24 protein-coding genes are annotated in these 26,048 nt (G+C 75.8%); 9 read left to right on the forward strand and 15 right to left on the reverse strand.

Annotation, left to right across the window (positions count from 1 at the left end; all coding sequences use genetic code 11):
• Positions 1–310 precede the first annotated feature (310 nt).
• On the forward strand, positions 311–2,164 hold the full coding sequence (gene asnB, locus EDD39_RS21450) for an asparagine synthase (glutamine-hydrolyzing) (RefSeq protein ID WP_123558377.1): 1,854 nt from the start codon (positions 311–313) through the stop codon (positions 2,162–2,164).
• 65 nt (positions 2,165–2,229) lie between these two features.
• Here asnB and EDD39_RS21455 read toward each other — a convergent pair whose 3' ends face one another.
• Positions 2,230–2,673 carry a DUF6299 family protein gene (locus tag EDD39_RS21455; RefSeq protein WP_123558379.1) on the reverse strand — a complete coding sequence of 148 codons (444 nt, stop codon included), beginning with the start codon at positions 2,671–2,673 and terminating at the stop codon, positions 2,230–2,232.
• Between the two features lie 219 nt (positions 2,674–2,892).
• Between EDD39_RS21455 and EDD39_RS21460 the strand changes: the two genes are divergently transcribed.
• Together EDD39_RS21460 and EDD39_RS42140 are read left to right on the forward strand one after the other, a co-directional pair.
• Entirely contained in the window at positions 2,893–3,132 is a 240-nt protein-coding gene (locus EDD39_RS21460) for a response regulator transcription factor (RefSeq protein WP_244256888.1), read from the forward strand.
• Positions 3,126–3,251: a hypothetical protein gene (locus tag EDD39_RS42140; protein ID WP_279638397.1), complete on the forward strand. Its 126-nt coding sequence runs from the start codon at positions 3,126–3,128 to the stop codon at positions 3,249–3,251. Before EDD39_RS21460 ends, EDD39_RS42140 begins: the two co-directional genes overlap by 7 nt.
• An 88-nt stretch (positions 3,252–3,339) precedes the next feature.
• On the opposite strand, the gene EDD39_RS21465 is transcribed toward EDD39_RS42140, so the two are convergent.
• Both EDD39_RS21465 and EDD39_RS21470 read right to left on the reverse strand, forming a co-directional pair.
• Positions 3,340–4,122: a LamG domain-containing protein gene (locus tag EDD39_RS21465; RefSeq protein WP_208765552.1), complete on the reverse strand. Its 783-nt coding sequence runs from the start codon at positions 4,120–4,122 to the stop codon at positions 3,340–3,342.
• Positions 4,123–4,336: 214 nt separating this feature from the next.
• Positions 4,337–4,798 (reverse strand): MarR family winged helix-turn-helix transcriptional regulator, encoded by a 462-nt coding sequence (locus tag EDD39_RS21470; protein WP_123558381.1) that lies wholly within the window; start codon positions 4,796–4,798, stop codon positions 4,337–4,339.
• 97 nt (positions 4,799–4,895) lie between these two features.
• On the opposite strand from EDD39_RS21470, the gene EDD39_RS21475 reads away from it, so the two are divergent.
• Entirely contained in the window at positions 4,896–5,816 is a 921-nt protein-coding gene (locus tag EDD39_RS21475; protein ID WP_244256889.1) for an LLM class flavin-dependent oxidoreductase, read from the forward strand.
• Between the two features lie 13 nt (positions 5,817–5,829).
• On the opposite strand, the gene EDD39_RS41135 is transcribed toward EDD39_RS21475, so the two are convergent.
• Both EDD39_RS41135 and EDD39_RS21485 read right to left on the reverse strand, forming a co-directional pair.
• The gene (locus EDD39_RS41135) at positions 5,830–6,777 is read right to left on the reverse strand and encodes a HEAT repeat domain-containing protein (RefSeq protein ID WP_244256891.1); all 948 of its coding nucleotides are present in this window, start codon (positions 6,775–6,777) and stop codon (positions 5,830–5,832) included.
• Between the two features lie 69 nt (positions 6,778–6,846).
• Complete coding sequence (locus tag EDD39_RS21485; protein ID WP_123558383.1) at positions 6,847–9,789, reverse strand: FAD-binding and (Fe-S)-binding domain-containing protein; 2,943 nt, start codon at positions 9,787–9,789, stop codon at positions 6,847–6,849.
• A gap of 483 nt (positions 9,790–10,272) precedes the next feature.
• On the opposite strand from EDD39_RS21485, the gene EDD39_RS21490 reads away from it, so the two are divergent.
• A complete protein-coding gene (locus EDD39_RS21490; RefSeq protein ID WP_123558385.1) occupies positions 10,273–11,448 on the forward strand; it encodes a magnesium and cobalt transport protein CorA in 1,176 nt (391 codons plus the stop codon).
• Positions 11,449–11,537: 89 nt separating this feature from the next.
• Here EDD39_RS21490 and EDD39_RS39705 read toward each other — a convergent pair whose 3' ends face one another.
• The gene (locus EDD39_RS39705; RefSeq protein WP_162870075.1) at positions 11,538–12,233 is read right to left on the reverse strand and encodes a hypothetical protein; all 696 of its coding nucleotides are present in this window, start codon (positions 12,231–12,233) and stop codon (positions 11,538–11,540) included.
• 285 nt (positions 12,234–12,518) lie between these two features.
• Positions 12,519–12,956 carry a hypothetical protein gene (locus EDD39_RS42145; protein ID WP_123558387.1) on the reverse strand — a complete coding sequence of 146 codons (438 nt, stop codon included), beginning with the start codon at positions 12,954–12,956 and terminating at the stop codon, positions 12,519–12,521.
• A 601-nt stretch (positions 12,957–13,557) separates the two neighbouring features.
• Here EDD39_RS42145 and EDD39_RS21505 point away from each other — a divergent pair.
• Positions 13,558–13,737, forward strand: coding sequence for a hypothetical protein (locus EDD39_RS21505; RefSeq protein WP_123558389.1), 180 nt, complete (start codon positions 13,558–13,560; stop codon positions 13,735–13,737).
• Positions 13,738–13,831: 94 nt separating this feature from the next.
• On the opposite strand, the gene EDD39_RS21510 is transcribed toward EDD39_RS21505, so the two are convergent.
• The 3 genes from EDD39_RS21510 to EDD39_RS21520 form a co-directional block, all read right to left on the reverse strand.
• Entirely contained in the window at positions 13,832–14,269 is a 438-nt protein-coding gene (locus EDD39_RS21510) for a DoxX family protein (protein WP_123558391.1), read from the reverse strand.
• Positions 14,270–14,471: 202 nt separating this feature from the next.
• Positions 14,472–16,205: a serine/threonine-protein kinase gene (locus tag EDD39_RS21515; protein WP_123558393.1), complete on the reverse strand. Its 1,734-nt coding sequence runs from the start codon at positions 16,203–16,205 to the stop codon at positions 14,472–14,474.
• 102 nt (positions 16,206–16,307) lie between these two features.
• Positions 16,308–17,537 (reverse strand): cytochrome P450, encoded by a 1,230-nt coding sequence (locus EDD39_RS21520; protein ID WP_123558395.1) that lies wholly within the window; start codon positions 17,535–17,537, stop codon positions 16,308–16,310.
• A gap of 237 nt (positions 17,538–17,774) precedes the next feature.
• Here EDD39_RS21520 and EDD39_RS21525 point away from each other — a divergent pair, with 237 nt between their 5' ends.
• Entirely contained in the window at positions 17,775–18,359 is a 585-nt protein-coding gene (locus tag EDD39_RS21525) for a sigma-70 family RNA polymerase sigma factor (RefSeq protein WP_123558397.1), read from the forward strand.
• Positions 18,356–19,093, forward strand: coding sequence for an anti-sigma factor (locus tag EDD39_RS21530; RefSeq protein ID WP_123558399.1), 738 nt, complete (start codon positions 18,356–18,358; stop codon positions 19,091–19,093). Before EDD39_RS21525 ends, EDD39_RS21530 begins: the two co-directional genes overlap by 4 nt.
• A 48-nt stretch (positions 19,094–19,141) precedes the next feature.
• Here EDD39_RS21530 and EDD39_RS21535 read toward each other — a convergent pair whose 3' ends face one another.
• Complete coding sequence (locus tag EDD39_RS21535) at positions 19,142–19,504, reverse strand: DoxX family protein (RefSeq protein ID WP_123558401.1); 363 nt, start codon at positions 19,502–19,504, stop codon at positions 19,142–19,144.
• 259 nt (positions 19,505–19,763) lie between these two features.
• Between EDD39_RS21535 and EDD39_RS42150 the strand changes: the two genes are divergently transcribed.
• Complete coding sequence (locus EDD39_RS42150) at positions 19,764–19,895, forward strand: hypothetical protein (protein ID WP_279638399.1); 132 nt, start codon at positions 19,764–19,766, stop codon at positions 19,893–19,895.
• Between the two features lie 191 nt (positions 19,896–20,086).
• On the opposite strand, the gene EDD39_RS21540 is transcribed toward EDD39_RS42150, so the two are convergent.
• The 4 genes from EDD39_RS21540 to EDD39_RS21555 are packed head-to-tail and all read right to left on the reverse strand — an operon-like array spanning position 20,087 to position 25,972.
• A complete protein-coding gene (locus EDD39_RS21540; RefSeq protein ID WP_123558403.1) occupies positions 20,087–21,289 on the reverse strand; it encodes a type III PLP-dependent enzyme in 1,203 nt (400 codons plus the stop codon).
• Positions 21,286–23,079, reverse strand: a complete 1,794-nt coding sequence (locus EDD39_RS21545) for an IucA/IucC family protein (RefSeq protein ID WP_123558405.1) — start codon at positions 23,077–23,079, stop codon at positions 21,286–21,288. The genes EDD39_RS21540 and EDD39_RS21545 overlap by 4 nt, the downstream gene beginning before the upstream one ends.
• Entirely contained in the window at positions 23,076–24,278 is a 1,203-nt protein-coding gene (locus tag EDD39_RS21550; RefSeq protein WP_123558408.1) for an MFS transporter, read from the reverse strand. The genes EDD39_RS21545 and EDD39_RS21550 overlap by 4 nt, the downstream gene beginning before the upstream one ends.
• On the reverse strand, positions 24,275–25,972 hold the full coding sequence (locus EDD39_RS21555) for an IucA/IucC family protein (RefSeq protein ID WP_425269714.1): 1,698 nt from the start codon (positions 25,970–25,972) through the stop codon (positions 24,275–24,277). Before EDD39_RS21555 ends, EDD39_RS21550 begins: the two co-directional genes overlap by 4 nt.
• Positions 25,973–26,048 lie beyond the last annotated feature (76 nt).

The raw sequence follows: 26,048 nt of genomic DNA on the forward strand, positions 1-26,048 counted from the left end.
GGTGCGTCCGGGGGCGGGCGCGGGGGAGCGGGCGGCGGGTGCGGGCGGGGTGCGGGTTCGGGCCAGATGCGGGGGTGGGCGAAGGGAGTCGAGGTGACGTCAGGAGGCGGGCGGCGCAGGGGGGAGGCGGGCGGCGCAGGTGGGTGGCGGTGGTCCGGGTGGCCCGAAGTGAATGCACATGACCAACACTTGGTTGTCGAATGCACCCATCGGGCCTAGCGTCGGGGCGCCGGTGCGGCCGTACGGGAACGGCCCCGCCCCCACCGGGGCGGTGCGGCACCGGCCTGTTCGAGGAAGGGCCACCCCTCGCATGTGCGGGATCACCGGATGGGTCTCGTTCGACCGGGACCTGAGCACCGAGCACGCCACCCTCGCCGCGATGACCGCCACCATGGCCTGCCGCGGACCGGACGCCGCGGGCGTCTGGCTCGGCACCCACGTCGGCCTCGGCCACCGCCGGCTCGCCGTCATCGACCTCGACGGCGGCCGCCAGCCGATGACCGCCGAGCACGACGGGCGCACCGTGCTGGTCACCACCTACAGCGGCGAGATCTACAACTACCGGGAGCTGCGCGCCGAGTTGAAGGCCCGCGGCCACGCCTTCCGGACCGCGAGCGACACCGAGGTCGCGCTGCACGCCTACCTGGAGTGGGGCGAGGCGTTCACCGAGCACCTCAACGGCATGTACGCCTTCGCGCTGTGGGACCCGCGCAGCGAGGAACTGCTGCTGGTGCGCGACCGGATGGGCATCAAGCCGCTCTACTACTGGCCCACCCCCGACGGCGTCCTGTTCGGCTCCGAGCCCAAGGCGATCCTCGCCCACCCCGAGGCCCGCGCCGTGGTCGACGCCGAGGGCCTGGCCGAAGTGCTCTCCTTCACCAAGACCCCCGGCCACGCCGTCTACCGCGGCATGCGCGAACTCAAGCCCGGCCACACCCTGCGGGTGCGCCGCGAGGGCCTGGCCGAACGCCGGTACTGGGCGCTCGAGTCGCACGAGCACACCGACGACCTGCCGACCACCGTCGCCACCGTCCGGGAACTGCTCGACGACATCGTGGCCCGCCAGCTGATCGCCGACGTCCCGCTGTGCACCCTGCTCTCCGGCGGCCTCGACTCCTCGGTGATCACCGCGCTCGCCGCGCAGGGCCTGGCCGCCGCCGGACAGGGGCCGGTCCGCTCGTTCGCCGTCGACTTCACCGGCCAGGCCGAGAACTTCGTCCCCGACGAACTGCGCGCCACCCTGGACGGCCCCTACGCGCACGCCCTGGCCGAACACGTCGGCTCCGCGCACCGCGACATCGTGCTCGACACCGCCGACCTGATGGAGCGCCGTCACCGCGAGGCCGTGCTCACCGCCCGCGACCTGCCGCTCGGCCTCGGCGAGGGCGACACCTCGCTGTACCTGCTGTTCAAGGCGATCCGCGAGCAGTCCACCGTCGCGCTGTCCGGCGAGTCCGCCGACGAGGTGTTCGGCGGCTACCTGTGGTTCCACGACCCGGCCGCCGTCGCCCACGACGGCTTCCCCTGGATGTACACCTTCGCCAAGGGCTTCGGCGGCGGCGCCGCCACCCTCAACCCGCAGTCGCTGCTCGCCCCCGGCCTGCTCGCCAAGCTCGACCTGCCCGGCTACCGGGACGCCCGCTACCGCGAAGCCCTCGCCGACGTGCCCCGGCTGGCCGGCGAGAGCGCCCACGAGCGCCGGATGCGGGAGATCAGCCACCTGCACCTGACCCGGTTCGTCCAGATCCTGCTGGACCGCAAGGACCGCGCCTCGATGGCCGTCGGCCTGGAGGTCCGCGTCCCGTTCTGCGACCACCGCCTCGTCCAGTACGTCTTCAACACCCCCTGGGCGATGAAGAGCTTCGACGGCCGGGAGAAGTCCCTGCTGCGCGCCGCCGCCCGCGACGTGCTCCCCGACGCGGTCGCCCAGCGCGTCAAGAGCCCCTACCCCTCCACCCAGGACCCGCGCTACGCCGAGGCGCTCCGCGCCGAACTGCGCGAACTGCTGGCCGACCGGGACGCCCCCGGCCGCGACCTGCTCGACCTGGCCGCCGCGACGGCCGCCGTCGCCGACGCCCCCGGCCGGGACCTGCGCAACGCGGGCGAGGTGGTGCTGCTGCTGGACGGCTGGCTGCGGCGCTACCAGGTCACCCTGGAGCTGTAGGGTGCCGGCCCGCGGCCGGGCGGGCCGGGCCGCCCGGCCCGGCCCGGCCGCGGGCCGACGGTGCGTCAGTTCGCGGGGGCCTGCAGGTAGACGGTCCGGGTGTCGCTCGCGATCTTGGTGGCCTGGATGATGACCGGGTAGCTGCCGTTCCGCATCCAGGTCACGCTGGCGCCGACCTCGGTCGGACCGACGGTGTAGAGCTGCTCCCGGGCGGGCCGCCTCCGGTCGGTGAAGGTGTGCTCGGCGCCGTCGCAGGTGGCGCCCGTGTACATGCCGAGCGTGCTGGCGACGACGGCCACCCCGGTGGGGAGCGGCGAACACCGGTAGGTGCCCGAGACGGTCACGAACCCGTTGGCGTCGACGGTGCCGGTGGGGTCGAGGGTCACCGTCGCGGTGACGGTGCCGGCCGCCCCCGTGGTGGCGGCCTGGGCCGGCGCGGCGGCCCAGAACGCGGAGAGCAGCGTGGCGGACACGGCGGTGGACAGCGCGGCGGCAGCAGAGCGTCGCAAGGAACTTCTCCTCAGCAGGGGAATCGGTAGCAGGGGAATCGGCCCGGATTGGTCTAGGCCTGTTGTCGAAACCGTAGCGGCCGCTCCGCCGGTGAACCTGTCGCTCCGTCAGGAACTGCCCCGGGCAAGGGGGATGCTGCCTGATCGGGCACCCCGGCCGGTGCGCGGTGCGGGGCCTCCTGTCCTGGGGGCTTGCGGACCGAGGGGGCGGGACACGTGGTGAGAGTGCTGTTGGCCGAGGACATGCACCTGGTGCGCGGCGCGCTGCGGGCGCTGCTCGCCGAGGCCGGGGACATCGAAGTGGTGGCCGAGACCGGGCACGGCGACCAGGTGGTGCCCACCGCGCCGGCGCACCGGCCCGACGTGGCGGTGCTGGACATCGACCTGCCCGGGGCCGACGGGATCGCCGGCACCGCCGCGCTGCGCGAACAGCTGAGCTGCCCGAGTGCCGGGTGCTGATCCTGACCGCCCACCGGCGGGTCGAGGTGCTGCGGGCCGCGCCGGCCGGCGCGGTGCTCACCGGGTTCCTCGCCGACTACCGCCTGATCGCCGGGCCGCTCGGCGTGCTGCTGGGCTGACGGCCGGCGGGGTCACTGCGGGTGGCGGGCTCGCTGTGTGGTCAGTGGGGTCGGTGGGGTCACTGCGGGTGATGGGGTCGCTGTGGGGTCACTGCGGGCGGCGGACGGTCAGGTCCTGGCAGCGCCAGGAGAGGCGGCCGGCGTTGGCGCGGGGGCGGCGGTGGCCCCACTGGCCGCCCGCGACGGAGAGGTTGACGATGATCCAGGCCCGCCAGTCCGGGCCGACGCCCTGCCCGTCGGAGTGCACCGCCCGGCCGTCCAGCTCCCAGTCGACCGAGTCGGTGCCGAACATGCAGGCCACGGTGAACCACTGACCCGGCGTCACCAGGTTGTCCAGGTAGGCCGGGGCGCCGGGGCGGACGTGGTTGCTCAGCTCCAGCATCCGCGGGTGGTCGTCGTGGTACTCCAGCACGTCCACCTCCCCGTGGCCGGGCTGGGGCCGTCCCGGCGCGAGGTCCCGGCCCCAGGTCCAGATCCCGGGCCAGACGCCCTGGTCCGCCGTCACCAGGCAGCGGGCCTCCAGCCGGTCTCCGGGCCGCAGTTCGAAGCCGCCCGCGGTGCCCTCGGTGGTCACCAGCGGGGTGCGCCAGCTGAAGGTGCTCTCCCGCAGCGCGGTGAACACGTCCCCCTTCGGGCCGTAGCCGGGCACCAGGCGGTCGAGCTTGTTGTCGCCGGTGTTCCGCCTGCCGGCCGGGTACGCGGAGGTGGCACCGGCCGCCCACTGGGTGCGGTCCGCGAACGGGGCGTCGAACACCACGGGCGCCTGCGCCGGGTCGGGGCCCGGCTGCGGGGTGGTGGACGGGGGGTCGGTGGGCTGAGGGTCGGACGGGGGGTCGGTGGGCTGCGGGCTGGGCGGGGGAGGGGTGGTCACGGGTTCACGCTCCGGTGGTGCGTCCGTCTGGGGCAACATGGGGCATTCCCGGCAAAAACCTTTCCGCATCCTGCTCCGACCGGCGCACAGGGGTGAGGTGGGGCACCCGGATGCGCCTGCATTATTCGTCAATATGACGATAATCATGGAGGCTCTCCGGGTCGGAGGTGGCGGGCCGCCTCGCCGGCCGTCCGGTCGATCGATCGACCGGACGTCAGTCGTCGGCGGCGGCGAGGGTGCGCAGGGCGGCGAGCAGGACGCGGGCGTCGGGGGCGGGCAGCGGGGCCAGGAACTCCCGCTCGGTGCGGAGTCGGACGCGCTCCGCCCGCTCCAGCAACTCCCGCCCGGAGGCGGTGAGTCGGATGATGTTCTTGCGGCGGTCGGCGGGGCTGCGGACTCGCTCGGCCAGTGACTTCGCCTCCAGGTCGTCGACCAGGGCGACCATCGTGGTCCGGTCCACCCCCAACCGCCCGGCGGCCTCCTGCTGGGAGAGTGCGGTGTCCGTGGCGAGTACGGCGAGCACCGCCACCTCCCGCCCGTCCGTGCCGAGTGGGGCCAGCGCCCGGGCGGAGGTCTCCGCGTAGCGCAGCTGGACGTGCTTGAGCAGGTAGCCGAGGCGGTCGGGGAGCTGCCCGGGGCGCGTGGAGGGCTGTCCGGGGCGTGCGGAGCTGGTCATGGGGTTGAGGGTAGCCCGCTCCGCTGATGGTCGGCCGTAGTGATGATTCAGAGCATTGATGCTCAGCATTGCTGATGATCGGCTAGGCTGACCGACCATGGACCGATCCGTGTCACCGGACGTCACGTTCGGCGTCAAGACCACACCCATGCGCGTCAGTTATCCCGAGATCCTCCGGGTCTGGGAGGAGGCCGACGAGCTGCCCGAACTCGCCGACGCCTGGCTCTGGGACCACCTGATGCCCCTCGTCGGCCCCAAGGACGGCGACGTCCTGGAGGGCTGGACCCTGCTCAGCGCGCTCGCCGCCCGCACCCGGCGGCTGCGGCTGGGCCTGCTGGTCACCGCGAACCCGCTGCGCCACCCGGCGTTGCTCGGCAAGATGGCCACCACCGTCGACGTCCTCTCCGGCGGACGACTCGTCATGGGCCTCGGCGTCGGCGGCACCCACCAGCCCGCCGGGGCGGGTGGCATCGCGGGCGAGAATCCCGCCGTCGCCGAGTACGCCGGCTACGGGCTGAGCCTGGTGCCGCCGGGTGAGGGCATCGCCCGGCTCGCCGAGACGATCGAGGTGCTGCGCGGTATGTGGGGCGGCGAGGCGTTCGACTACGCCGGGCGCTGGACCACCCTGACCGGCAACCACAACCGCCCGGGCCCCGTGCAGCAACCCGGCCCGCCGATCCTGATCGGTGGCTGGGGCACCAGGCTGCTGCGCCTGGTCGCCGAACGGGCCGACATCTGGAACGTCCCCGGGCCGCCGCACCACACCGTCGCCGCCGTCGCCGAACGCGCCCGCGTGCTGGACGCGCACTGCGCCGCGATCGGCCGCGACCCCGCGACGATCACCCGCTCCGTGCAGTACATCGTCTCGTACCAGGACCCGGCCGGGGACCGCGCCGTGCTCGCCGAACTGGCCGCCGCGGGCTTCGACCACCTGGTGCTCAGCCTGCGCGCGCCCTACCCGCAGGGTGCCGCCGAGTGGCTGGTGGAGGAGATCGTCCGGCCGCTGCGGGGCGGGTGACGCGCGTCCGTTCTCAGGCGGCGGGCGGGCACTCGGCGTCCACCAGGGCGGCGGCCCGGGACGGTTCCCGTCCGGCCCGGGTCAGCAGGTTCTCCGCGTGGTAGGTGACCGGGTCGGGCCCGTGCCGGAGCTCCAGGTGCAGGTCGGGGGAGAAGCGCGGCCAGGCCAGCGCGGCGTCCAGCTCCGGGCGGCGGGCGGACAGCTCCTCCAGCAGCCGCCAGGCCAGGGCGGCGGACTCCGCGCGCCGGTCCGGGTCGCAGGCCGCCAGGGCCGCCGCGATCCGCGGATCGTCCGGGTGCTCCGCCGCCAACTCGGCCAGGGCTGGCAGCAGTTCGGGACGGCCGAGGACCGCGGCGGCGGACAGCGTCAGCGGGTGCGGCTCCACGTGCGCCTCCAGCAGGCCGATCAGCCGGGGCAGCACCGCCGCGTCCTGGCGGTTGGCCAGGCCGCGCACCGCCTCCTCCGCGACCTCCTCGTCCTCGTCGTCCAGGCGTTCGCGCAGCGCGGCCCGGACCGCCGGGCTGTACGCCTCGTCCAGGGTGCCGAGTCCGAACACCGCCGCGTCCCGCACGTCCCGGTCCCCGTCCCGGCTCAGCGCCAGCAGGGCGCGCACCCGGGGCGAGTCCGGGGCGGGCTCGCCCACGAACGGCAGCGCCTTCGCCACCGCCCGGCGCACCTCCCCGTCCCGGTGCCCGGCCAGTTCGAGCAGCGCCGGCAGCGCCCGCCCGTCCTGCGCCGCCTCCAGCACCTCCACCAGCACGGACAGCGCGCACCCGTCCGGCTCCCGCCCCACCCGGGGCAGCACCGTGTCGACCGCCCAGGCCCGCAGCGCGTCCCCGCCGGGCGCGGCGCGCGCCGCCAGCCGGTCGTACCCGGCGGCCCGGCGGGCGGGGTCGGCGGCGGACAGCAGCGCGGCCGCCTCGCGCAGGTCGTCGTCGGGGGCCCAGGTCGCGTCGGTCATGGGCCCGAGTGTGGCCCGGCCGGGCGGGCGGGTGCCACCGGGCCCGGCCGGGCGGGGGCTGACGTCGGGTCAGGCCGGGCGGGTGGCCCGTTCCAGGGCGATCAGGGCGGAGCGGTAGGTGCGGCCGGTGGCGTGGTCCATGCCGATCTCGCACGTCCGGTTGGCGCTCAGGTGGGCGTCGAAGTCGCGGGCGAGCACCTCGGCGGCCTCGTTCCGGGTCGCGGAGGCGGCCAGTTCCTCGTGCAGCAGGCCGCGGTCGCCCGCGAAGCCGCAGCACTCGGCGTACACCGGGGTCACCACCTCGTCGCTGACCGCCGCGGCGACGGCGGCCAGGTCGCCGACCACGTCCAGGTGGCGCATCGAGCAGGTGGGGTGCAGGACGGCGCTGGCCAGCGGGGTGGTGACGGTCAGGTGCGGGAGCAGGCCGGCCGCCCAGGTGGTGGAGTCGACGACGGTCAGCTTCGCGTGCAGCTCCCGGTTGCGCGCGGTCAGGTACGGCAGGACCTCCTCGGCGATGCCGAGCGTGCAGGAGGAGGCGTCGACCACCAGCGGCAGTTCGCCGTGGCCGGTCCACTCCCAGGCCCGTTCGACGATCCGGTTCGCCATCAGCGCGTTGCCGTCGAGGTAGCCCTTGGAGTGCCAGATGGTCGCGCAGCACGTCCCCGGCAGGTCGGCGGGGATCCACACCGGCCTTCCGGCCCGCCGGGAGACGTCCACGACGGCCTGCGGCAGCGAGGTGTGCTCCCCGCCGCCGGTGGAGTCGAAGATCCGGTTCACGCAGGCCACGTAGTAGACGGCGGCGGCCTCGGACCGGGGGCCGGTGGGCGGGAGCGCCTTCGCCGCGCCGGACGGGATCTCCGGCAGCCAGGCCGGGACGAGGTCGGGCCGGACGGCGGCGCGGGCCGCGCCGGTGGCGGCCGTCAGCAGCCGGTCGGACAGGTGGGCGGCGGCGTCCAGGCCGGTGCGGGCGGCGGCCTCCAGCAGGGCGAAGCGGTCGGCGGCCGTCCGGGCGTTCCGCTCCTCGAAGGCGGAGTGCCGCCGGTGCCGGAAGTCCTTCATCAGCGCGCCGGTGTCGATGCCGACCGGGCAGGCCAGCTTGCAGGTGGAGTCGCCCGCGCAGGTGTCGACGGCGTCGTAGCCGTACGAGTCGAGCAGCTCGTCCAGCACCTTCGAGCCCTCGTCCTGGCGGGTCATCTCGCGGCGCAGCACGATCCGTTGGCGCGGCGAGGTGGTCAGGTCGTGGCTGGGGCAGACCGCCTCGCAGAAGCCGCACTCGATGCACGGGTCGGCGACCGCCTCGACCGGCGGGATGGTCTTGAGGCCCTTGAGGTGGATCTCCGGGTCGCGGCTGAGCACCACCCCCGGGGCGAGGACGCCGTGCGGGTCGAACAGCTCCTTGATCCGCCACATCAGGGCGGTGGCCCGCTCGCCCCACTCGAGCGCCAGGTACGGCGCGAGGTTGCGCCCGGTGGCGTGCTCGGCCTTCAGCGCGCCGTCGAAGCGCTCGACGGTCATCGTGCAGAACGCGTCCATGAACGCGGCGTAGCGGCGGACGTCCTCGGGGCGGGAGGCGTCGAAGGTCAGCAGGAAGTGCAGGTTGCCGTGCGCGGCGTGCCCGGAGACGGCGGCGTCGAAGCCGTGCGCGGCCTGCAGTTCGAGCAGCGCCGCGCACGCCTCGGCCAGCCGGGCGGGCGGGACGGCGAAGTCCTCGGTGATCAGGGTGGTGCCGGACGGCCGGGTCTTGCCGACGGCCGTCACGAACGCCTCCCGGGCGTGCCAGTACACGGCGGCGACGGCCCGGTCGCGGGTGAACTCGTTGGTGGCGGAGGCCACCGGCCGGACCAGGTGCAGGTCCCCGGTCGTGCGGCGGGCCGCCTGTTCGTATGCGTCCAGTGTTTTGTCATCCGGGCTGCGGAACTCCACCAGCAGGGCCGTCACCTCGCGCGGGATCTGCGCCCAGTCGTCCGGGACGCCCTGGACGGAGGCCAGCGCGCGCAGCGTGTTGCCGTCCATCAGCTCGACCGCGCGGGCGCCCAGGCCGTTGAAGCCCGGCACGGCGGCCGCCGCGTCCGCCAGGGTCGGGAAGAACAGCAGCGCGGTGGAGGTGCGGCGCTCCAGCGGCACCGTCTCGAACACGGTGTCGGCGACGAAGCCGAGGGTGCCCTCCGAGCCGACCACCAGTCCGCGCAGGATCCCGGTGGGGGTGGCGCCGTCCAGCAGCGCGTCCAGCCGGTAGCCGTTGGTGTTCTTCAGCTCGTACTTGGCCCGGATCCGGGCCACCAGCGCGGCGTCCGCCTCGACCTCCCGCTTGAGCGCCAACAGGCCGTCGCAGAGCGCCGGTTCGGCCTCCCGCAGCCGCTCGTCGGCGTCCGGCGCGCCGGTGTCCACCACGGTGCCGGACGGCAGCACGAACGTCACCTCGGACAGCAGCCGGTAGGAGTTGCGGGTGGTGCCCGCCGTCATCCCGCACGCGTTGTTCGCCACCACCCCGCCCACCGTCGCCACCCGCCCGCTCGCCGGGTCCGGCCCCAGCAGCCGGCCGTGCCGGGCCAGCGCCGCGTTCGCCCGCAGCACCGTGGTGCCCGGCGCGATCCGGGCGTGCACCCCGTCCGGCAGCAGCACGGCCCCCGCCCGGGCGCCCGTCCCCGCCCAGGCCCGGCGGACGTCCACCAGGATGTCCTCGCCCTGCGCCTGCCCGTTCAGCGACGTCCCCGCGGCCCGGAACACCAGCGTGCGGCCGTTGCGGTGCGCGTAGCCGAACACGGCCGCCACGTCCTGGACCGTCTCGGGGACCACCACCACCTGCGGCACGAAACGGTACGGGCTCGCGTCGGACGCGTACTTCACCAGGTCCGACACCTTGCTCAGCACCTTCGCCTCGCCCAGCAGGTCCACCAGGCCCGCGCGCAGCGGCTCCGGGGTGCCGGCCGCCCGCGAGTCCGGGACCCGGTCGGGCGAGTCCAGCAGGTTCGCGGGGCGCAGCAACTGCGGGGACGGGACGAAGAACGGCACGGCGCAGGTCCTTCTCGCGGAGGTCCGGGGGAGGGGAGGGGCGGGGCGGGGCGGGGGCGGGGACCGGCGCGCGCCTCGTGCTGACCGCCCGTCCACCCGCCCCGACCAGGGTGGCACCCCGACCGGTCGGAACGGCCGCGCGACGCGCGGGGCCGGGGCGTGCGGCGCGCGGGGCTAGACTGGGCCGCGGTCGTGACGCCCTCCGGGCGGTCCGGGGGCATCCCGGGCGTTCGGGACGGACGTCCGGGACGTGCGGACGTACAGGAGGTGAGAGCAGTGGAGTGCAGTAGTCCGGGCCGAAGTCGGCCCCGCTCCGGGAAGTTCTCACCCGTTCCTGGCCCCCGGCACCACCGCCCGCGCCGCGCCGCCCGCTGAACCCCGCGTTCGCACCGGCACCGCCCCGCCGCGCCCGCCACCGGGGACCGCCGCCCGCCCCTCCCGTCCTCCGGGCCGGCCGGCACCAGACCCGTGGAGGTACCCGCCGTGTCCGACTGGCGTGTGCGCGCCGTGCGCGCGAGCAAGCGACCCTTCAGCCGCACCACCGCCCGGCGGCCCGCCGACCGCACCGCGGCCCCCGAGCACTCCATGGACCCGCGCTCCGAACAGCACTCCGACGTCCACGAGCCCGTCTCGCTGGAACGCTCCGTGGTCGACGCCGCCGTCTACCGCGACGGCCACCGGATAGAGACCCCCGCCAGCCTCGCCGAGATCTACCGCGAACTCCCCGGCAAGCCCGGCACCATGGCCTGGATCGGCCTCTACCGTCCCGCCGAGGCCCAACTCGTCGAAGCCGCCGAGAAGTTCGACCTCCACGAACTCGCCCTCGAGGACGCCATCGTCGCCCACCAGCGCCCCAAGCTGGAACGCTACGGCGACACCCTGTTCGTCGTGCTGCGCGCCGCCCGCTACCTCGACGACGTCGAGGAGGTCGACTTCGGCGAGATCCACCTCTTCGTCGGCCCCGACTTCGTCCTCACCGTCCGGCACTCCCAGTCGCCCGATATCTCCATGGTCCGCAGCCGCCTCGAAACCGACCCCGACCTGCTCGCCCTCGGCCCCGAAGCCGTCCTCTACGCCGTCCTGGACGCCGTCGTCGACGGCTACGCCCCCGTCATCGCCGGACTCCAGCACGACATCGACGAGATCGAGACCGAGGTCTTCGGCGGCGACCCCGAAGTCTCCCGCCGCATCTACGAACTCTCCCGCGAAGTCATCGAGTTCCAGCGCGCCACCGGCCCCCTGCTGGAGATCCTCCGCGCCCTCGAAGGCGGCTTCCAGAAGTACGGCACCGACGAGGAACTCCAGCGCTACCTGCGCGACGTCGCCGACCACGCCACCTACGCCGCCGAACGCGTCGACGGCTTCCGCCAGATGCTCCAGAACATCCTCACCGTCAACGCCACCCTGGTCTCCCAGCGCCAGAACGAGGAGATGAAGCAACTCGCCGAAGCCGGCCACGCCCAGAACGACGAGATCAAGAAGATCTCCTCCTGGGCCGCCATCCTCTTCGCCCCCACCCTCATCGGCACCGTCTACGGCATGAACTTCGACGAGATGCCGGAACTCCACTGGATGTTCGGCTACCCCTTCGCCATCGGCCTGATGGGCGTGGTCTGCGTCAGCCTCTACCTGATCTTCAAGCGTCGCAACTGGCTGTGACGGCAAGCCGGTTGCGGGGCGGGACGAGGGACACCCGCCTCGGCGACCGGCTGCCTGCCCGGCTGCCTGGCCGGCCGTCCGGCTGCGGGTCAGGCGTACGTCCAGTCCGGGCAGTACTGGACGTGGAGGAGGGACGGGGTGGCGGCGGTGTGGGGGGTGGGGAAGCGGGTGGGGGCGGTGGTGAGGTCGGTGCACTTGTGGCGGGGGGAGGGGTGGGCGAGGTCGTGGTGGTGGGCGGCGGGGGCGTGGGTGAGGAGGGTGTGGAGGGCGGTGCCGCTGTCGCGGAAGGCGGGGGCGCTGGCGGTGACGAAGAGGGTGGCGGCGGTGAGGGCGAAGTGCAGGTGGTCGCGGAAGTCGGGGTGGGGGAAGCGGTCGGCGAAGCGCGGTTCGGCGGGGAAGTCGGCGGCGGGGGTGGTGGCGCGTTGGGGGCGGCCGGGGCCGAGGCGGGCGCGGAGGTCCTTCCAGGCGCTGGGGCGGAACTGCAGGGAGTGGTGGGCGAGGACCAGGTCGAGGGCGGGGTGGCCGCCGGGGTACATCGGGGCGGGGGAGGGGCCGTCGGGCAGTGGGCGGCCGCGCAGCGGGAGGTGCAGCAGGGAGAGCGGGGAGCGGGCGGCCAGGGACCAGGCGGCGACCAGTCGGGCCAGGCCGGCCCGGTCCGCGTACAGCGTCAGCCAGTGCTGCTCGTCGCGCAGCGCCAGCCGCCCCGGCCGCTGCGGGACCTGGACGACCCGGTGGGTGCGGGCGCCGGCCCGGACGTGGTGCACGGTGATCGGTTGTTCCCCCATGCGGTGGGACCTTAGCCGGTGAGGAGGGAGGACGGTGGGAGTGCCGGTGCGGTGGGTGGCCGGGGGCGGCGGTGCGCGCCGGAACACTCGGCGGGGGCGGCGTCCGGGGAGCGGTGCGGTCCCCGCCGAGTGGCGGCGATTCATGTTCGTGCGGCGGCGGCCTGCCGGGCCAGGGCCGATGGTCCCGCCGGTGGTAGCCCGAGGGCCCGGGTCTCGGGGCCGCCCGGTGCCGAAGGGCCCTGAGGGGGGAGGGGGCTGACGGTCCGTGGCGGGGGCGGGGAGGGTTCAGGCTGCGGCGGGGCGGGCGTGCGGGTGGTGTGGGTGGTACGGGCGGTGCTGCCTGGCGTGCGGGTGGCCGCCGTGCAGGGTGTGCAGGCCGGCGGCGAGGCGGGCCGGGTCCTGGCGGAGCCACAGGTGTAGTGCGGTGGCCAGGGCGGTGCAGGGGGTGGGGGTGGTTGGGGGTTGGGTCAGGTGGGCGGCCAGGGCGGGGAGCAGTTCGGCGAGTTCGGGTGGGAGCCAGACCGTCACCGCGCACGGGGCGAAGCGGGCGGGTTGTTCGGTGGGGCGGGGAGCGTTGTGGGCGAGCAGGGTGGGGAGCATGTCCAGCAGGGCGTCCGCGACCACCTCGGAGACGTCGCCCCGGTGCCCGTGCGCCAGTCGGCGCAGCAGCGTGCGCTCCGCGGTGGTGAGTCGGACGGTCAGCATGACCTCGTCGGATTCCATCGCACGGCCTTCCCCGGACGCCCGTGGCGCCCATCCGATCGGCCCGCCTGGCGGGCCGGACACATCGCTGACCTGGGGTCACTGTCCACACCCGGAGCTGGCCAGGAGAAGGGCCGAACGGCCCCGGATGCAGGGCCCGAACGGCAGAGCGGAATCCGTGGGAGGGGGGATCGGGGGCGGTGGGTGGGGTGGGTGCGGCGGAGGGGCGTGGGGGTCGGTCGGGATGGGGAGGCGAGCACGGGGTTGCCGGGGAGGGGTGGGGTTCGGCGGTCGGTGGCGCTGTCGGGATGGTGGGCGAACGAGGGGAGAAAGCTCATCAACTAGGCTGACAAACTACAGACTTGATGGCATGTCAGCCCCTATGGACCGACCCTGTCAAGCCTGGCGATGCGGCGGGCTCAGATACCCCTCCGGGTATTCGGCGCCATTGAGGGGGTCGGGCCGGAGCGCGCCCGGCGGGAGGCGGCGCCGGGCCCGATGGCCGAATTCGTCACCGGGGACGCCGTCGACGGCTACGGCGTGGTCCTGGTGACCGGTCCGGCCGGCACCCGCCGGACCACCCGGCTGCTGGCGGCCGGCATCCCCGCAGGACGGCTACTGGATGCTCGGCACGGTCGGCCCCGAACAGTGGGCCGCCGCCCCCGGCACCGGCGCCGCCGAGAAGCTCGCCGCCCTGCCCGCCAACCACTCCCCGCTGTTCTGCCCGCACGTCGGCACCACCCTGCGCACCGGCATCGCCGCCCTGCACGCCGCGGCCCTGGTCACCCTCGGCCGCCCCTGACGATTCGTCAACCCGACTTCCTTTTCCCGGGAAGCGGCTGCCGGGAACGCCGGAGCGGCCCCGGGATCACCCCGGGGCCGCTCCGGTCGGCGGATCAGGCGGTGACGGGACGCGGCACCCGGGTGCGGCGGCGCAGCAGCCCGCCCAGTGCGAGGCTGCCCGGACCGGCGGCGGCGATCAGCAGGAACGCCCAGCAGAACATCGCGGCGGGCTCGCCGCCGTTCTGGATCGGCCACAGGGCGTGCTCCTGGTGCACGCTGAAGTACGCGTACGCCATCGAACCGGCGCACACCAGCGCCGCGGGCCGCACCACGACGCCCAGGAGCACCAGCGCGCCGCCCACCAGCTGGATCAGCGCGGCCCACCAGCCGGGCCACTCGCCGAACGCCGGGGCCTTGCCGTGGGCCCCGCCCAGCACGCCGAACAGGGCGGCGGCCCCGTGGCAGGCGAACAGCAGCGACACGACGATCCGGGCCAGGCCCAGCAGGACGGGACGGGCGCGCTCGGCGAGCCGCGAAAGGTCTTCGATCATGAGAACTCCTCGTGTGGGGGACGAGACCTGGAACGGGTGCGGGGAGCGCGTCCCAGGGCGGCGAACCGCCCAGCTTGAAGGACCGCGATCAATTCTGTCGCGGCGTCAGTTCCCGGGCCAAGACCCGAAACCTATGAGAATCCTCTGAGTGCTGCCCCACCTGGCCGAGGCCCCGGCCGGGCGAGGCCGGGGCGGCGGTCGGTCAGGAGGTGAGGGTGAAGGTGAGGTCCGACCCGGTGGCCAGGCAGAAGCCGGAGGTGGTGACGGCCCGGACGTGGATGTGGTAGGTCCCGGGCTGCCGGTAGAGGTGGGTGGCGTAGGTCTTCGGCGGCGCGGAGGGGCCGGAGCCGGTGACGTCGGTGTAGGTGGTCTCGCCGTCGCCCCAGGTGGTGGTCATGGTGAACGTGCAGCTGGTGTAGCCGCCGGTCGAGGTCACCTCGACGGTCGGGTTGTCGCTGGTGCAGGTCGCCGAGGTGGCGAACACGCAGCGCGGGCCGTACGTCCTGGCGGGCGTGGGTGTCGGGGTGGGGGTGGGCTTCGGGGCGGGGGCCGGCGGGGCCGCGGACTTCTTCGCGCCGCCGCCCGTGCCGCCGTCCGCGGTTCCACCCGTGCTGCCCGTGCCGCCCGCGCTGTGGCCGGGGTCCGGGCTGCTCGGGGCGGTGCTCGCGGTGGACGCGGTGGACGCCGGGTCGGTGGGGCCCGGTGCGGTGCCGGAACCGGAGGGGGTGCCGGGCGTCCCGGCGGCCGGGGTGCCGTCGGGGTCTCCGGTGCCCGCGTCCGGGGTGGCGGGCGGTTGCGCGCCCTGGGTCGTGCGCGGCGGCGATCCGAACGGGAGCAGCTGCACGGCGGTGGTCGCCCCGGCGGCCAGCAGCACGGGGACGGCGAACAGGACGAGCCGGCGGCGCCGGCCGGACTCCGACCGGGGCCGCACCACCCGCAGGGCCCTGGTCCGCACCGAGGTCCGGGAGGGCGGGGGCGGGGACGGCGCGGGCCGCCCGGCGAAGGCGGCGCGGGTCAGGAGCAGCCCCATGGCGGGTTCGGGCCAGCCGATCGCCTCCGCGGGGGAGGGGCCCTGCTGGGCGGCGAGCCGGGCCAGCCGGTCGGCGGTGGGGCGGGCGGCGGGGTCCTTGTCCAGGCAGGCCGCGACGGTCTCGGCGAGGTTGGGGGAGAGGGCCCGCAGGGCGGAGAGGTCGGGCTCGGTGTGGACGATCCGGTAGAGCATGTCGACGCCGGAGCCCTCGCCGAAGGGCGGGCGTCCGGTGGCGGCGTAGGCGATCAGCGCGCCGAGGGCGAAGACGTCGACGGCCGGGGTGAACGGGCCGGTGTTGCCGGCCTGTTCGGGGGACATGTAGGCGGGGGTTCCGAGCACCGTGCCGGTGCGGGTGAGCCGGCTCTGGTCGGCGGCCCGGGCGATGCCGAAGTCGATGAGGGTGGCGCCGCGGGCGGTGAGCATGAGGTTCGTGGGCTTCAGGTCCCGGTGGATCATGCCCAGGGCGTGCACCGCCCGCAGGGCCGTCGCGGTCTCGCGCAGCAGCAGCCACAGCCGGGCCACGTCCAGCGGGCCGCCGTTGACCGCGAGGACCCGTTCCAGGGTGAGGCCGGGCACGTAGGCGGTGGCCAGCCACGGCGGGCGGGCCTCGCGGTCGGCGGCCAGCAGCGGGGCGGTGGCCTCCGCGGGCAGACGGGCCAGGTTGTCGAGCTCGTGGCCGAAGTGCCGCCGGAAGTCCTGGTCCTCGATGAACTGCGGCAGCACCTGCTTGACCGCGGCGTACCGGCCCCCGACGACGCCGAGGTAGACCCGCCCCATGCCGCCGGCCCCGAGCCGTCCCAGCAGCGGGATCCCGCCGATCTCCCGCGGATCCTCGCCCTCCAGGGCCTCGGCCCCGCTCCCGGCCAGGTCGAACCCGGCCCCTTCGGTTCCCCCACGTGGTGTCATGGACGCGCATGCTAGCGAACGGGGGTGTCCGCACGACCGGGGCCGGTGCCTCCCAACTGCCCGGCCGGGCCGCGGACTTCGCCCGGGCGCCGTCCACCGCCGTCAGGGCCCCGTCGGGGTGGGGGTGAAGGAGACCTCCAGGCCGGTCAGGCCGCGGAAGTTGAGGCTGCGCTGCCAGGTCGGGGCGGGGCCGGTGAGCTTCCAGTCGGGCAGGCGGGTGAGCAGCGCCTCCAGGACGACGGCGCCCTCCAGCCGGGCCAGGGCGGCGCCGAGGCAGAAGTGCGGTCCGTAGCCGAAGGCGACGTGCCGGCCGGCGGGGCGGTGGAAGTCCAGCCGGTCGGGGTCGGGGAAGACCGCCGGGTCCCGGTTGGCGGCGCCGCACACCAGCAGCACGGCCTGCCCGGCGGCGACGGTGCGGCCCGCCAGGTCGAGGTCGTGCCGGGCCCGGCGCAGCATCAGCTGCACCGGGCTGTCGTAGCGCAGGAGTTCCTCGACGGCGCCGGGGATCAGCTCGGGCCGGGCGCGCAACCGGTCGGCGGCGTCCGGGTGGTGGAGGAGGGCGAGGACGGCGTTGCCGATGAAGTGGGTGGTGGTCTCGTGGCCGGCCACCAGCAACAGGGCGCAGTTGGCGAGGAGTTCGTCGAAGTCCTGGCCGGTGTCCTCGGCGCCGGCGCTCAGCAGCGCGCGCAGGGTGTGCGGTGCGGGCGGGCCGTCGTCGCGGGCCAGGACGCCCCGCAGGTAGTCGAGCATCTGCTCCATGGCGCGGGAGGCGGCCAGGCTCTCCTCGGCGTCCAGCCGGGAGCTGCCGATGGCCGCGGCGACCGGGTCGGACCAGGCGGACAGGGCGGACCGGTCCGCCTCGGGGACGCCGAGCAGGTCGCAGATGACGGCCAGCGGCAGCGGGCGGGCCAGGTCGGCGACGACGTCCAGCCGGCCGGTGGGCTCGGCGCGGGCGAGGACCAGGTCGACGGCCCCGGCGATCCGGCCGCTCAGCGCGGCCACCGCGCGCGGGGTGAAGGCCCGGCTGAGCAGGGAGCGCAGCCGGGTGTGGTCGGGGGCGTCGCTGTAGAGCATCTGCCGGCTCAGGACCGTTGCCAGCGGCCGGAGTTCCGCGGAGACCGCCGCGAGGTCCGGGTAGCGCACCGAGGAGAAGCGCGGGTCGCTCGCGGTGCTGCTGACCACGTCGTGGCCGGTGGCGACCCAGGCGTTCAGGGTGCGGTCCCAGAAGAGCTCGCCGGTGTCCCGCAGGTCCCGGTAGAAGTCGTAGAGCCGGTCCTGGTGCTGCGGCCGGAGGGCGGACAGCAGCGACAGCGGCGCGGTGGGGGCGTTCACCGCGGCAACGTAGCACCGCGCACCGCCCCGGGTCGGGGCTTTCCGCGCACCGTGACGCGCACCGGCGTCCGGGCGCCGCCGCGGGGCCGGGCAATCCGGGGCCCGGTCCGCTCCGAACACCTGGTGCCGGGACCGCTCCGGTGGTCGTCGGCGGTTCTGCCGTGCGGGCAGGGAGGAGCGGGTGATGGTGGTCGTACTGCGGTCGGCGCCGCGGGCCGGGACGGTGGTGGAGGGCTGATGGGCACGGTGGTGCACCTGTCCGGGCCGGCGCGGCCCGGGCCGGACCTGAAGGAGCTGCTGGCGCGGGTCGTCCGGGGCGACCGGGACGCCTTCTCGGCGCTGTACGACGCGGTGGCCGGGCCGGTGTTCGGCCTGGTGCGGCGGGTGGTGCGGGATCCGGCGCAGTCGGAGGAGGTCACGCAGGAGGTGCTGCTGGAGGTGTGGCGCACCGCGGTGCGCTACCGGGCCGAGCGCGGCGAGGTGCTGCCGTGGGTGCTGACCATCGCGCACCGCCGCGCGGTCGACCGGGTCCGCTCCGCGCAGGCGGCGGCGGACCGGGAGCAGCGGGTCGCGGCCGCCTCGCACAGTGCGGCCTTCGACGAGGTCGCCGAGCAGGTCGAGGGCCGGCTGGAGCGGGAGCAGGTGCGGCGCTGCCTGAAGACGCTGACCGAGCTGCAGCGCGAGTCGTTGACGCTCGCCTACTACCGGGGCTACACCTATCCGCAGGTCGCCGAGGTGCTGGGCGCGCCGCTGGGCACGGTCAAGACCCGGATGCGCGACGCCCTGATCCGGATGCGCGACTGCCTGGGGGTAGGAACATGAGCACCGCCGACCTGCACACCCTGACCGGCGCGTACGCCGCCCACGCCCTGGAGGCCGACGAGTCGCGGCGCTTCGAGGAGCACCTGGCGGACTGCCCGTCCTGCGCCGCGGAGGTCGCCGAGTTCCGCGCGACCCTGGCCCGGCTGGGGTCCGCCGAGAGCGCGGCGCCGCCCGCGTCCCTGAAGGCCGCGGTACTGGCCGCGCTGCCCACGGCCCGCCAGCAAGCACCGGCCCTCGCCCCGCGGGCGGCCGGGAAGCGGCCGGGAGAGCGGCGGTGGTGGAGGCTCGCCCTCGCCGCCTGCCTGGCCGCCGCCCTCACCACCGGGGCCGTCGCCGTCCAGCAGCACCGGGAGGCCGACCGGGCCCGGGCCCGGGCCACCGCCCTCCAGCAGCAGGACCGGTTCGCGGACCTGCTGACCGCCCCCGACGCCCGCACCGCCACGGCCGCCGCCACCGGCGGGGCCGGCGCCGGGACGGTGGTGTGGTCCCACTCCCGCGCCCGGGCGGGGTTCCTCGCCACCGGACTGCCGGACCCGGCGAACGGCCGCACGTACGAGCTGTGGTTCGCCGACGGCGACGTGATGCGCCCGGCCGGGCTCATGCCCGGCGGCAACGGCGCCCTCCTGCTCACCGGCTCACCGAACGGGGCCGACGGCGTCGGCCTCACCCTCGAACCCGCCGGCGGCTCCGAACACCCCAGCGGAGCACCCATCATGCTGCTCCCCCTGTCCTGACCGGCCGCCAGCCCCCGCCAGCCCCCGTCAGCCCCCGTCAGGCCCCGGTCAGCCCCGGGCCACCCGGACCGCCCAGGCGACCAGCGGCGCCTGCAGCGGCAGCCGGGCGAGGGCGACGGCCCGCTGCGGGGCCGGGCGGTGGCGCCAGTCGTAGGCCATCTTCACGTTCGCGGGGAAGAGCGCCGCGAACAGGCCCGCGGCCGCCAGCGCTCCCGCCCGGCGGCTGCGCGGCAGGAGCACGGCCGCACCGACGGCCAGCTCGGCGACACCGCTCACCCGGGTCCAGGCCCGGGGCGAGCCGGGCAGGCTCCGCGGGACGATCGCGTCGAAGGGCCGCGGAGCGGCGAAGTGCGCGACTCCGGCGGTCAGCAGCAGCCCACCCAGCAGGCGGGCGGAACGGTCGGATGCCATCGGCGCTCCCGGTACGTGTCGGCGAAAGATTTGCTACCGAAGAGTAGCTTCGGCCGCCCGGGAGCGGAACACCGCCGGTGCGGACGGAGGACCGGCGCCCCGGCGGTCACGGAACGAGGGCCGCCCGGGCCGGGGGCGCCTGGAGCGGTTCGAACTGCGGGTCGGCGGCCGGGGCCTGCGACAGGTCGGTGCGGGCGTCCACCGGACCCGCGAGCCCGCCGACCGCTGTACCGCGGGCCGGGGCGCCGACACCGCCGCGGTGCTGGAGCTGATGCGCTACTGCACCGCCAACGGCCGCACCCCCTACTGCGACGGGAAGCCGCCCACGGCCGCGGACCGCGCCCGGCAGCAGCTCTACACCCGTCTCGGCGGGGACCCCGCCCGCCTCTGACCCGGGCCCGCGCCCACCGCACTGGTCCGATCGGGTGAACGTCGCCGACCGGCACCAAACCGGCGGCCCCCTCCCCGCGAATGACGGGTGTGCGCGGAGCCAGGGTCGGCCGTCCCGCGCACCGCGGGGACGGGACTCCTCGGCTGGCACCACGGGTCCCGTCCCCGGCCGCGTGCTGTCGGCCGGTGCGGTCAGGGGGCCTCCGCCGGGGGGTCGGGTGTCCGGTCGGCGAGGTAGTGGAAGGCCGGGCGGGGGTGCATCAGGAACTCGTGGTGCGAGATGTTCCAGGCGTAGGCGCCGGCCATGGCGAACAGCAGCCGGTCGCCGGCGCGCAGGGCCGGGACGGGGGCGCGGGAGGCCAGGACGTCCTTGGGGGTGCACAGTTGGCCGCAGACGGTGACGGGGGAGTCGGTGACGCCGGGGCGCGGCCAGGGGTGCGGCCAGTGGTCGACCGGCAGGACGGTGAAGGGCTGGGAGTGCCCGCGGGTGGCGGGGGTGCGCAGGTGGTGGGTGCCGCCGCGGACGACCGCGAAGTCCTCGCCGTGGCTGTGCTTCACGTCCAGGACCTCGGTGGCGTACCAGCCGCAGTGGGCGGTCAGGGCGCGGCCCGGCTCGATGCGCAGCGTCAGGGACGGGTGGCGGGCGAGCAGTTCGGCCAGGCCCCGGCCGAAGCGGGGCCAGTCGAACCGGGCGTCGGGGTCCTCGTAGTCGACGGCCATGCCGCCGCCGACGTTCACCTCGTCCAGGGCCAGGCCGTGGCGGGCGGCGAGGCCGGCGGACCAGCCGACGATCCGTTCGGCGACGCGGAGCTGCTCGGCGGCGGGCAGGCCGCTGGCCAGGTGGGCGTGGATGCCGCGCAGCCGCAGGCGGGCGAAGGCGGGGGTGGCGAGCAGGGCCAGGCAGCGGGCGACCTGCCCGGGGTCCATGCCGAACGGGGTGGGGCGGCCGCCCATCGCCAGCGCGACGCCGTCCAGGGCGCCCCCGCCGACCGGGAGGTTGACCCGCAGCAGGACGTCGACGGGGCGGTCGGCGGCCGCGGCGAGGGCGTGCAGTTCGCGTTCGCTCTCCACGTGCCAGCGCCGGACGGCGGGGAGGCGGAGGGCCGCGGCGATCTCCTCGGGGGACTTGCCGGGGCCGCCGAACGCCAGCGGGGCGTCCGGCACGGTGGCGTGCACGTGGGCCAACTCGCCGCCGGAGGAGACCTCGTAGCCGTCGACCAGGCCGTGCAGGGCGGCCAGCACCGGCGCCTCCGGGTTGGCCTTGGCGGCGTAGTACAGCTCGACCCGGTCGGGCAGCGCGGCCCGGACCCGGCGGGCGTGCGCCCGCAGGGCCGCCAGGTCGTAGAGGTAGGCCGGGAGCTCGGTCAGAGCGGCGGCCGTCGCGGGGACGCTCACGGGCGCTCCTTCGCAGCGGTGGAGGCGGAGCCGGCCGGGATCGACAGCGGGGAGGCCAGCGGGACGTAGCCGGCCTCGCGGTCCGGGCGGCGGCTCCACCGGGTGAGCAGGTTGGCCTTGGCGGGCAGCGGGACGCCGGCCAGCAGCGCGGCCAGCCGGGGCGGGCCGCCGTGCGCGGCGGCGCACCGCGCCAGCACGGTCCGGACGTCCTCCCAGAGGGCGGCCTCCAGGTCGGGGTGCCGGTCGGCGAGGGCGGCGAGCAGTTCGGCGAGGTGGTTGACGACCAGGCAGTACACGACGCGGTCCCAGCCGCGCTGGGCGTCGTACGTCATCGGGCCGGCGGTGCCGGCGGGGAGCGCGGCGAGGGCGGCGGCGTGCTGCTCGGGCAGCAGCTTGGTGCCCTCCAGGTCGCGGAACAGCACCTGGGCGGGCCGGCCCCGGCCGTCCACGCAGACCAGGACGTTCTGCAGGTGCGGTTCGAGGACCACGCCGTGGTCGAAGTAGGCGGCCAGCACCGGCGGGACGACCAGCCGCAGGTAGGCCGCCCACCAGTCCCGGGCGGCCGCGCCGTCCCGGCCGGGCAGCAGCGCGCCGACCTGGGCCGCGCTGGTCGGGTGCTCGTCGGCGACGGCCCCGGCCAGCAGCGGGGTCAGGCCCGGGCGGACGGCCCCGTCCAGGCCCTCGCGGACGATCAGCCCGAAGCCCTCGAACAGGTCGAGGTCCGGCTCCCCGTCCGGGCCGGGCAGCGCCAGGGTGCGGAACGCGGGCTCGCGCAGCACCGCCGCGTCCGGGAAGCGCCGGGCCAGGTCGGCGAGCGGCTCGGCGAGCAGCCGGGTGAGGGTGACGGCCCCGGCCAGCTCGTACGCGGAGTTCTTGCGCAGGCAGTTGGTGATCCGCACGTTCAGGCTGAACTTCAGGAACGCGCCCGCGCCGTACAGGGTCCGCACCGAGGCGGTGGCCGCGAACGGGGCGCCGCCCTCGCCGAGGTCGAGCACGTCGCCGCGGGCCAGGGCGGCGGTCAGCAGCGGGTGGCCGGCCAGCAGCCGGTACTGCCAGGGGTGGGCGGGCACCAGGGTGTAGCCGTCCGGCACCGGGTGCAGCGCGTCCAGCCGGGCGAGCGCGGCCGGGTCGGCGGTGTCCTGCGCGACGTACTCGGTGCGCACGGCGAGGTACCGCAGGCGGAACGCGGCCCGGGCCTCGGGGGCGTAGTCGGACCAGGAACCGCGGTGCGCGGAGCGGGACTTGGGCGCGGGGTGGAAGCGGTGGCCGAAGAGCAGCGCCTGCTCCGACTCCAGGTACCGGTCGCCGCCGGGGGCGGGCCGGCCGGCGAGGGCGGCGGCCACCACCTGGTGGCTGGAGGCGACCTGGTCGAGGAACTCCTCGTTGGCGACGCCGGTGCGCAGGGCCAGCTCGGCCCGGACGTGCTCGGCCAGCTCGCGCCAGCCCAACTCCCGCCAGCCGCCCGGGACCTGCTCGCTGACCGGGCCGGTGAAGCGGTGCGCGCCGAGCAGCGAGGTGCGGCGCAGCGCGACCCGCAGCAGCGCCCCGCGCCGGGGCAGGCGCAGCAGCAGGGTGCCGTCGGCGACGGCGGTCTGGTGCTCGGGCCCGGAGACCTCGCGCAGCAGGCAGTTGAGCAGGGTGTGGGCGACGGCGTCGTCGGCGCCGGGCAGGGAGCCGAGGCCGGGCAGCGCGTCCGGGCCGGTCGTGGCGTCCGGGCCGGTCGTGGCACCCGGGCCGGGCAGCGCGTCCGGGCCCGCGGTCTCCGGCCGGTGGTCGGTCTTCGTGGTCATCGGGGACTCCAGCGGGTCAGGAGGACGAGGAGGGCGGCGAGTGCGGCCGCGGCGGTGCCGGTGAGCACGGGCGCGGTCGGGCCGAAGGCGCCGTTGGCCGCGGCGGCGACCGCGCCCGCGGCGACCGCGCCGCCCTTGGAGACGAGTTCGAGGGTGCCGAACATCCGCCCCGGGGGCCGTCCCTCGGCGGCGGCCGCGGCGAGGACGGACAGGCAGACCAGGCCGAGCGTCAGGCCGGCGCCCAGGACCGCCCGGGCGAGGACGAAGGCGGGGAGCGTGTGGGCGGCGCCGTGCCCGGCGAGGCCGAGGCCGACCAGGGCGAAGGCGGTGAACAGGCCGGTGCGCGGCCGGTGGTGGAACAAGCGGTGCACCCGGCCCGCGGTGAGCAGGTACACCAGGTGCGGCAGTGCGAACAGCACCCCCGCCACGGTGCCGGAGACCCCGGGCAGGTGCTGCTCGACCAGGGCGATCAGGTAGGGGAAGGAGACGATGGTGGCGAAGACGAACGCGAACTCGAACGCGTAGAGCAGGCGCAGCGGCCGCCGGTCCGGCACCGCGCCGGGCCGCCCGTCGGCCGCCCCGGTGCGGGCCGGCTGCTCCGGTTCGGGCAGGAAGGCCAGCAGCACGGCGGCCGCCAGCGGCAGCACGGCCATCAGCAGGTACTGCCGGTGCGGGGAGAGCCACGGCGAGAGCGCGCCGACCAGGACCGGCGCGGCGACCAGCGAGGCGCGGGCGCTGCCCTGCATCAGGGTGAGCGCGCGCGACAGGTCGGCGCCGCGCAGCGCCGCGCCGAGGTAGCCGTTGGTGGCGGCGAAGGTGCCGCCGAGGAAGCCCTGGAGGACCAGGGCGGCGGTGAAGGCGGGCAGCGAGTCGGCGGCGCCCGCCAGCAGGAAGGAGACGGTGAGCCCGAGTTGGGCGCGCAGCAGGAGCCGCTTGCGGCCGAACCGGTCGGCGAGCCGGCCCCACAGCGGCGCGCCGAGGGCGCTGAACACGGTCGGCACGACGTACAGCAGGCCGGCCCAGCGCCCCTCGCGGTCGCCCAGGGCGGGCAGGATCTCGGTCAGGTACGGCGGCAGGCCGAGCGCCGCGAACGAGGCGACGAAGTAGCAGGCGGCCAGGCCGTGGACCTGGCGGCGGTTCAGGCCGCCGCCGGGCCGCTCGGCGGCGCGGGTGCCGCGCTCCAGTGCGCCGGTGCTCACGGCCGCCCCGCACCGAGCAGGTAGTTGGGGCCGTCGGTGTAGTGCTTGTTGACGTCTGCGGCGCCGGAGCGGTCCTTGGCCAGCAGGGTGCCGGCCGTGACCATGGCCTTGACCGGCAGCCGCCGCGCCTCCAGCAGGTCGGTGCGCAGCGGGGCGCCGGCCGGGCCGAGCCGGTCGACGGCCGAGGCGAGCGTCCCGCGCAGCAGGCCGAGGGTCAGCTCCAGCGGGGCGCGGCCGTGCTCGGCCAGGCCGAAGGCGAGCGAGGCGGTGCACAGGTGGCCGGTGATGGTGGTGAACAGGTCGGTCAGCGGCCGGTCCCGGTGGCCGAAGATCCGCGCGTCGTCGAACAGCTCCCGGTGGGGGGAGAGCGCGCCGAGCCGGTCGAGGTTGATCCGGGGGCCGTCGTTGTCCTTGTACAGCAGCCGCAGCCGGGTCCGGCCGCCCTCCCCGTCCAGCACCAGCGAGGTGTTCTGCTGGTGGGACTCCAGCGCGATGCCGTACCCGAACAGGGTGGTCTGCCAGTCGACCAGCAGCTCGGTGAGCTCCCGGTACAGCTCCGGGACGGAGCCCGCGTAGAAGCGGTCCGCGAGGTGGTCGACCACCAGGCGCCCGCCGGGCGCGGCGGCCAGCAGCGCCGCCAGCGGGACGGTGACCGCGCCGTCGAGCCCGGCGGGCTGGCGCCGGACCAGGACGGCGAGCAGTTCGTCGCCGGCGGCCTGCGCGTGGCTCTGCTCGTCGGCGTGCAGGATCCGCCCGGCGAACCGGGGTTCGCGGTCCAGGACGGCCTGCAGCAGCAGCTGTCCGGCGGCCCCGTCGGCGAGGGTGCCGGGTTTGATGGTGCGCCGGTTGCGCTGCCCCAGGGTGGCGGTGGCCAGCGGCAGTTTGAGGTGGACCGACGGGTCCCGGGAGACCGCGACGGTGCGCATCGACAGGGTCGGCACCACCTCCAGGTACGGCTCCTCGGCCAGCACCGCGCCGGGCAGGTCCGGGAGCCGGTCGACGGTCAGCGGGTGCACCGGGAGGGCCAGGTAGGCGCCGCGCACGCCGAACCGGTCGGCGCTCGGCCACCAGTCGGGGAGCGGCTCCATCGCCCGCGCGTCCAGCTCGGCGGTCGGCACGGCCAGCCAGCGCAGCTCGAACGACGGGTGGAACTCCGGTGCGTAAGACCGCAGTTGACGATCCGTCAGGCCGGAGCGGCCGCGGGCGGTGGGGTACACCGGGTGGTCGAGGTAGGCGGCGAGGGTGTCGAAGGCGAGCGAGGCGGCGGGCCCGGTCCACCGGGCCGGGTCCGGGCCGTACGCCGCGGCGAGCCGCTCGTGCACCCCGGCGCGGACCGCCTCGTGCAGCTCCATGGTGGCCAGGGTCTGCCGGCACTCCTCGGCGAACGCCAGGTGCCCCGGCCGGTCCAGCGGGTCGGCCTCCGCGGCGAGCCGGGCCAGGATCTCCGGCAGTCCGGTCAGCGGGGCGCCGTCCGCCTCCAGCAGCGGCAGCCGGGCGGCGTACTCGCACTGGAAGCCCTCGGCCGCCACCGGCAGGGCGAAGGCGCCGCTGCGCAGCCACGGCCCGTCGGCGCGCCGCTCCGGGACCGCGCCGCCGCGCAGGCCGAGCACGTCCTCGCGCAGCAGCGCGCTCAGCACCCGCAGCGTCAACTGCTCGGCGGCGCTCACGGGCTGCGCCAGGCTCACGGCGCTCACGGGGCTCGCGGGGCTCGCGGCGTTCACGGGGCTCGCGGGGCTCGCGGCGTTCACGGGGCTCGCGGGGCTCGCGGCG

The organism is Kitasatospora cineracea (assembly GCF_003751605.1).
Lineage (GTDB): Bacteria > Actinomycetota > Actinomycetes > Streptomycetales > Streptomycetaceae > Kitasatospora > Kitasatospora cineracea.

Bases quoted from the DNA above. Each gene is read 5' to 3' on its own strand.
- asnB (WP_123558377.1), top strand. From the start codon at position 311: ATGTGCGGGATCACCGGATGGGTCTCGTTCGACCGGGACCTGAGCACC.
- EDD39_RS21470 (WP_123558381.1), bottom strand. From the start codon at position 4,798: ATGACCAGCTCCGCACGCCCCGGACAGCCCTCCACGCGCCCCGGGCAG.
- EDD39_RS21475 (WP_244256889.1), top strand. From the start codon at position 4,896: ATGGACCGATCCGTGTCACCGGACGTCACGTTCGGCGTCAAGACCACA.
- EDD39_RS41135 (WP_244256891.1), bottom strand. From the start codon at position 6,777: ATGACCGACGCGACCTGGGCCCCCGACGACGACCTGCGCGAGGCGGCC.
- EDD39_RS39705 (WP_162870075.1), bottom strand. From the start codon at position 12,233: ATGGGGGAACAACCGATCACCGTGCACCACGTCCGGGCCGGCGCCCGC.
- EDD39_RS42145 (WP_123558387.1), bottom strand. From the start codon at position 12,956: ATGGAATCCGACGAGGTCATGCTGACCGTCCGACTCACCACCGCGGAG.
- EDD39_RS21505 (WP_123558389.1), top strand. From the start codon at position 13,558: ATGCTCGGCACGGTCGGCCCCGAACAGTGGGCCGCCGCCCCCGGCACC.
- EDD39_RS21510 (WP_123558391.1), bottom strand. From the start codon at position 14,269: ATGATCGAAGACCTTTCGCGGCTCGCCGAGCGCGCCCGTCCCGTCCTG.
- EDD39_RS21515 (WP_123558393.1), bottom strand. From the start codon at position 16,205: ATGACACCACGTGGGGGAACCGAAGGGGCCGGGTTCGACCTGGCCGGG.
- EDD39_RS21525 (WP_123558397.1), top strand. From the start codon at position 17,775: ATGGGCACGGTGGTGCACCTGTCCGGGCCGGCGCGGCCCGGGCCGGAC.
- EDD39_RS21530 (WP_123558399.1), top strand. From the start codon at position 18,356: ATGAGCACCGCCGACCTGCACACCCTGACCGGCGCGTACGCCGCCCAC.
- EDD39_RS21535 (WP_123558401.1), bottom strand. From the start codon at position 19,504: ATGGCATCCGACCGTTCCGCCCGCCTGCTGGGTGGGCTGCTGCTGACC.
- EDD39_RS21545 (WP_123558405.1), bottom strand. From the start codon at position 23,079: ATGACCACGAAGACCGACCACCGGCCGGAGACCGCGGGCCCGGACGCG.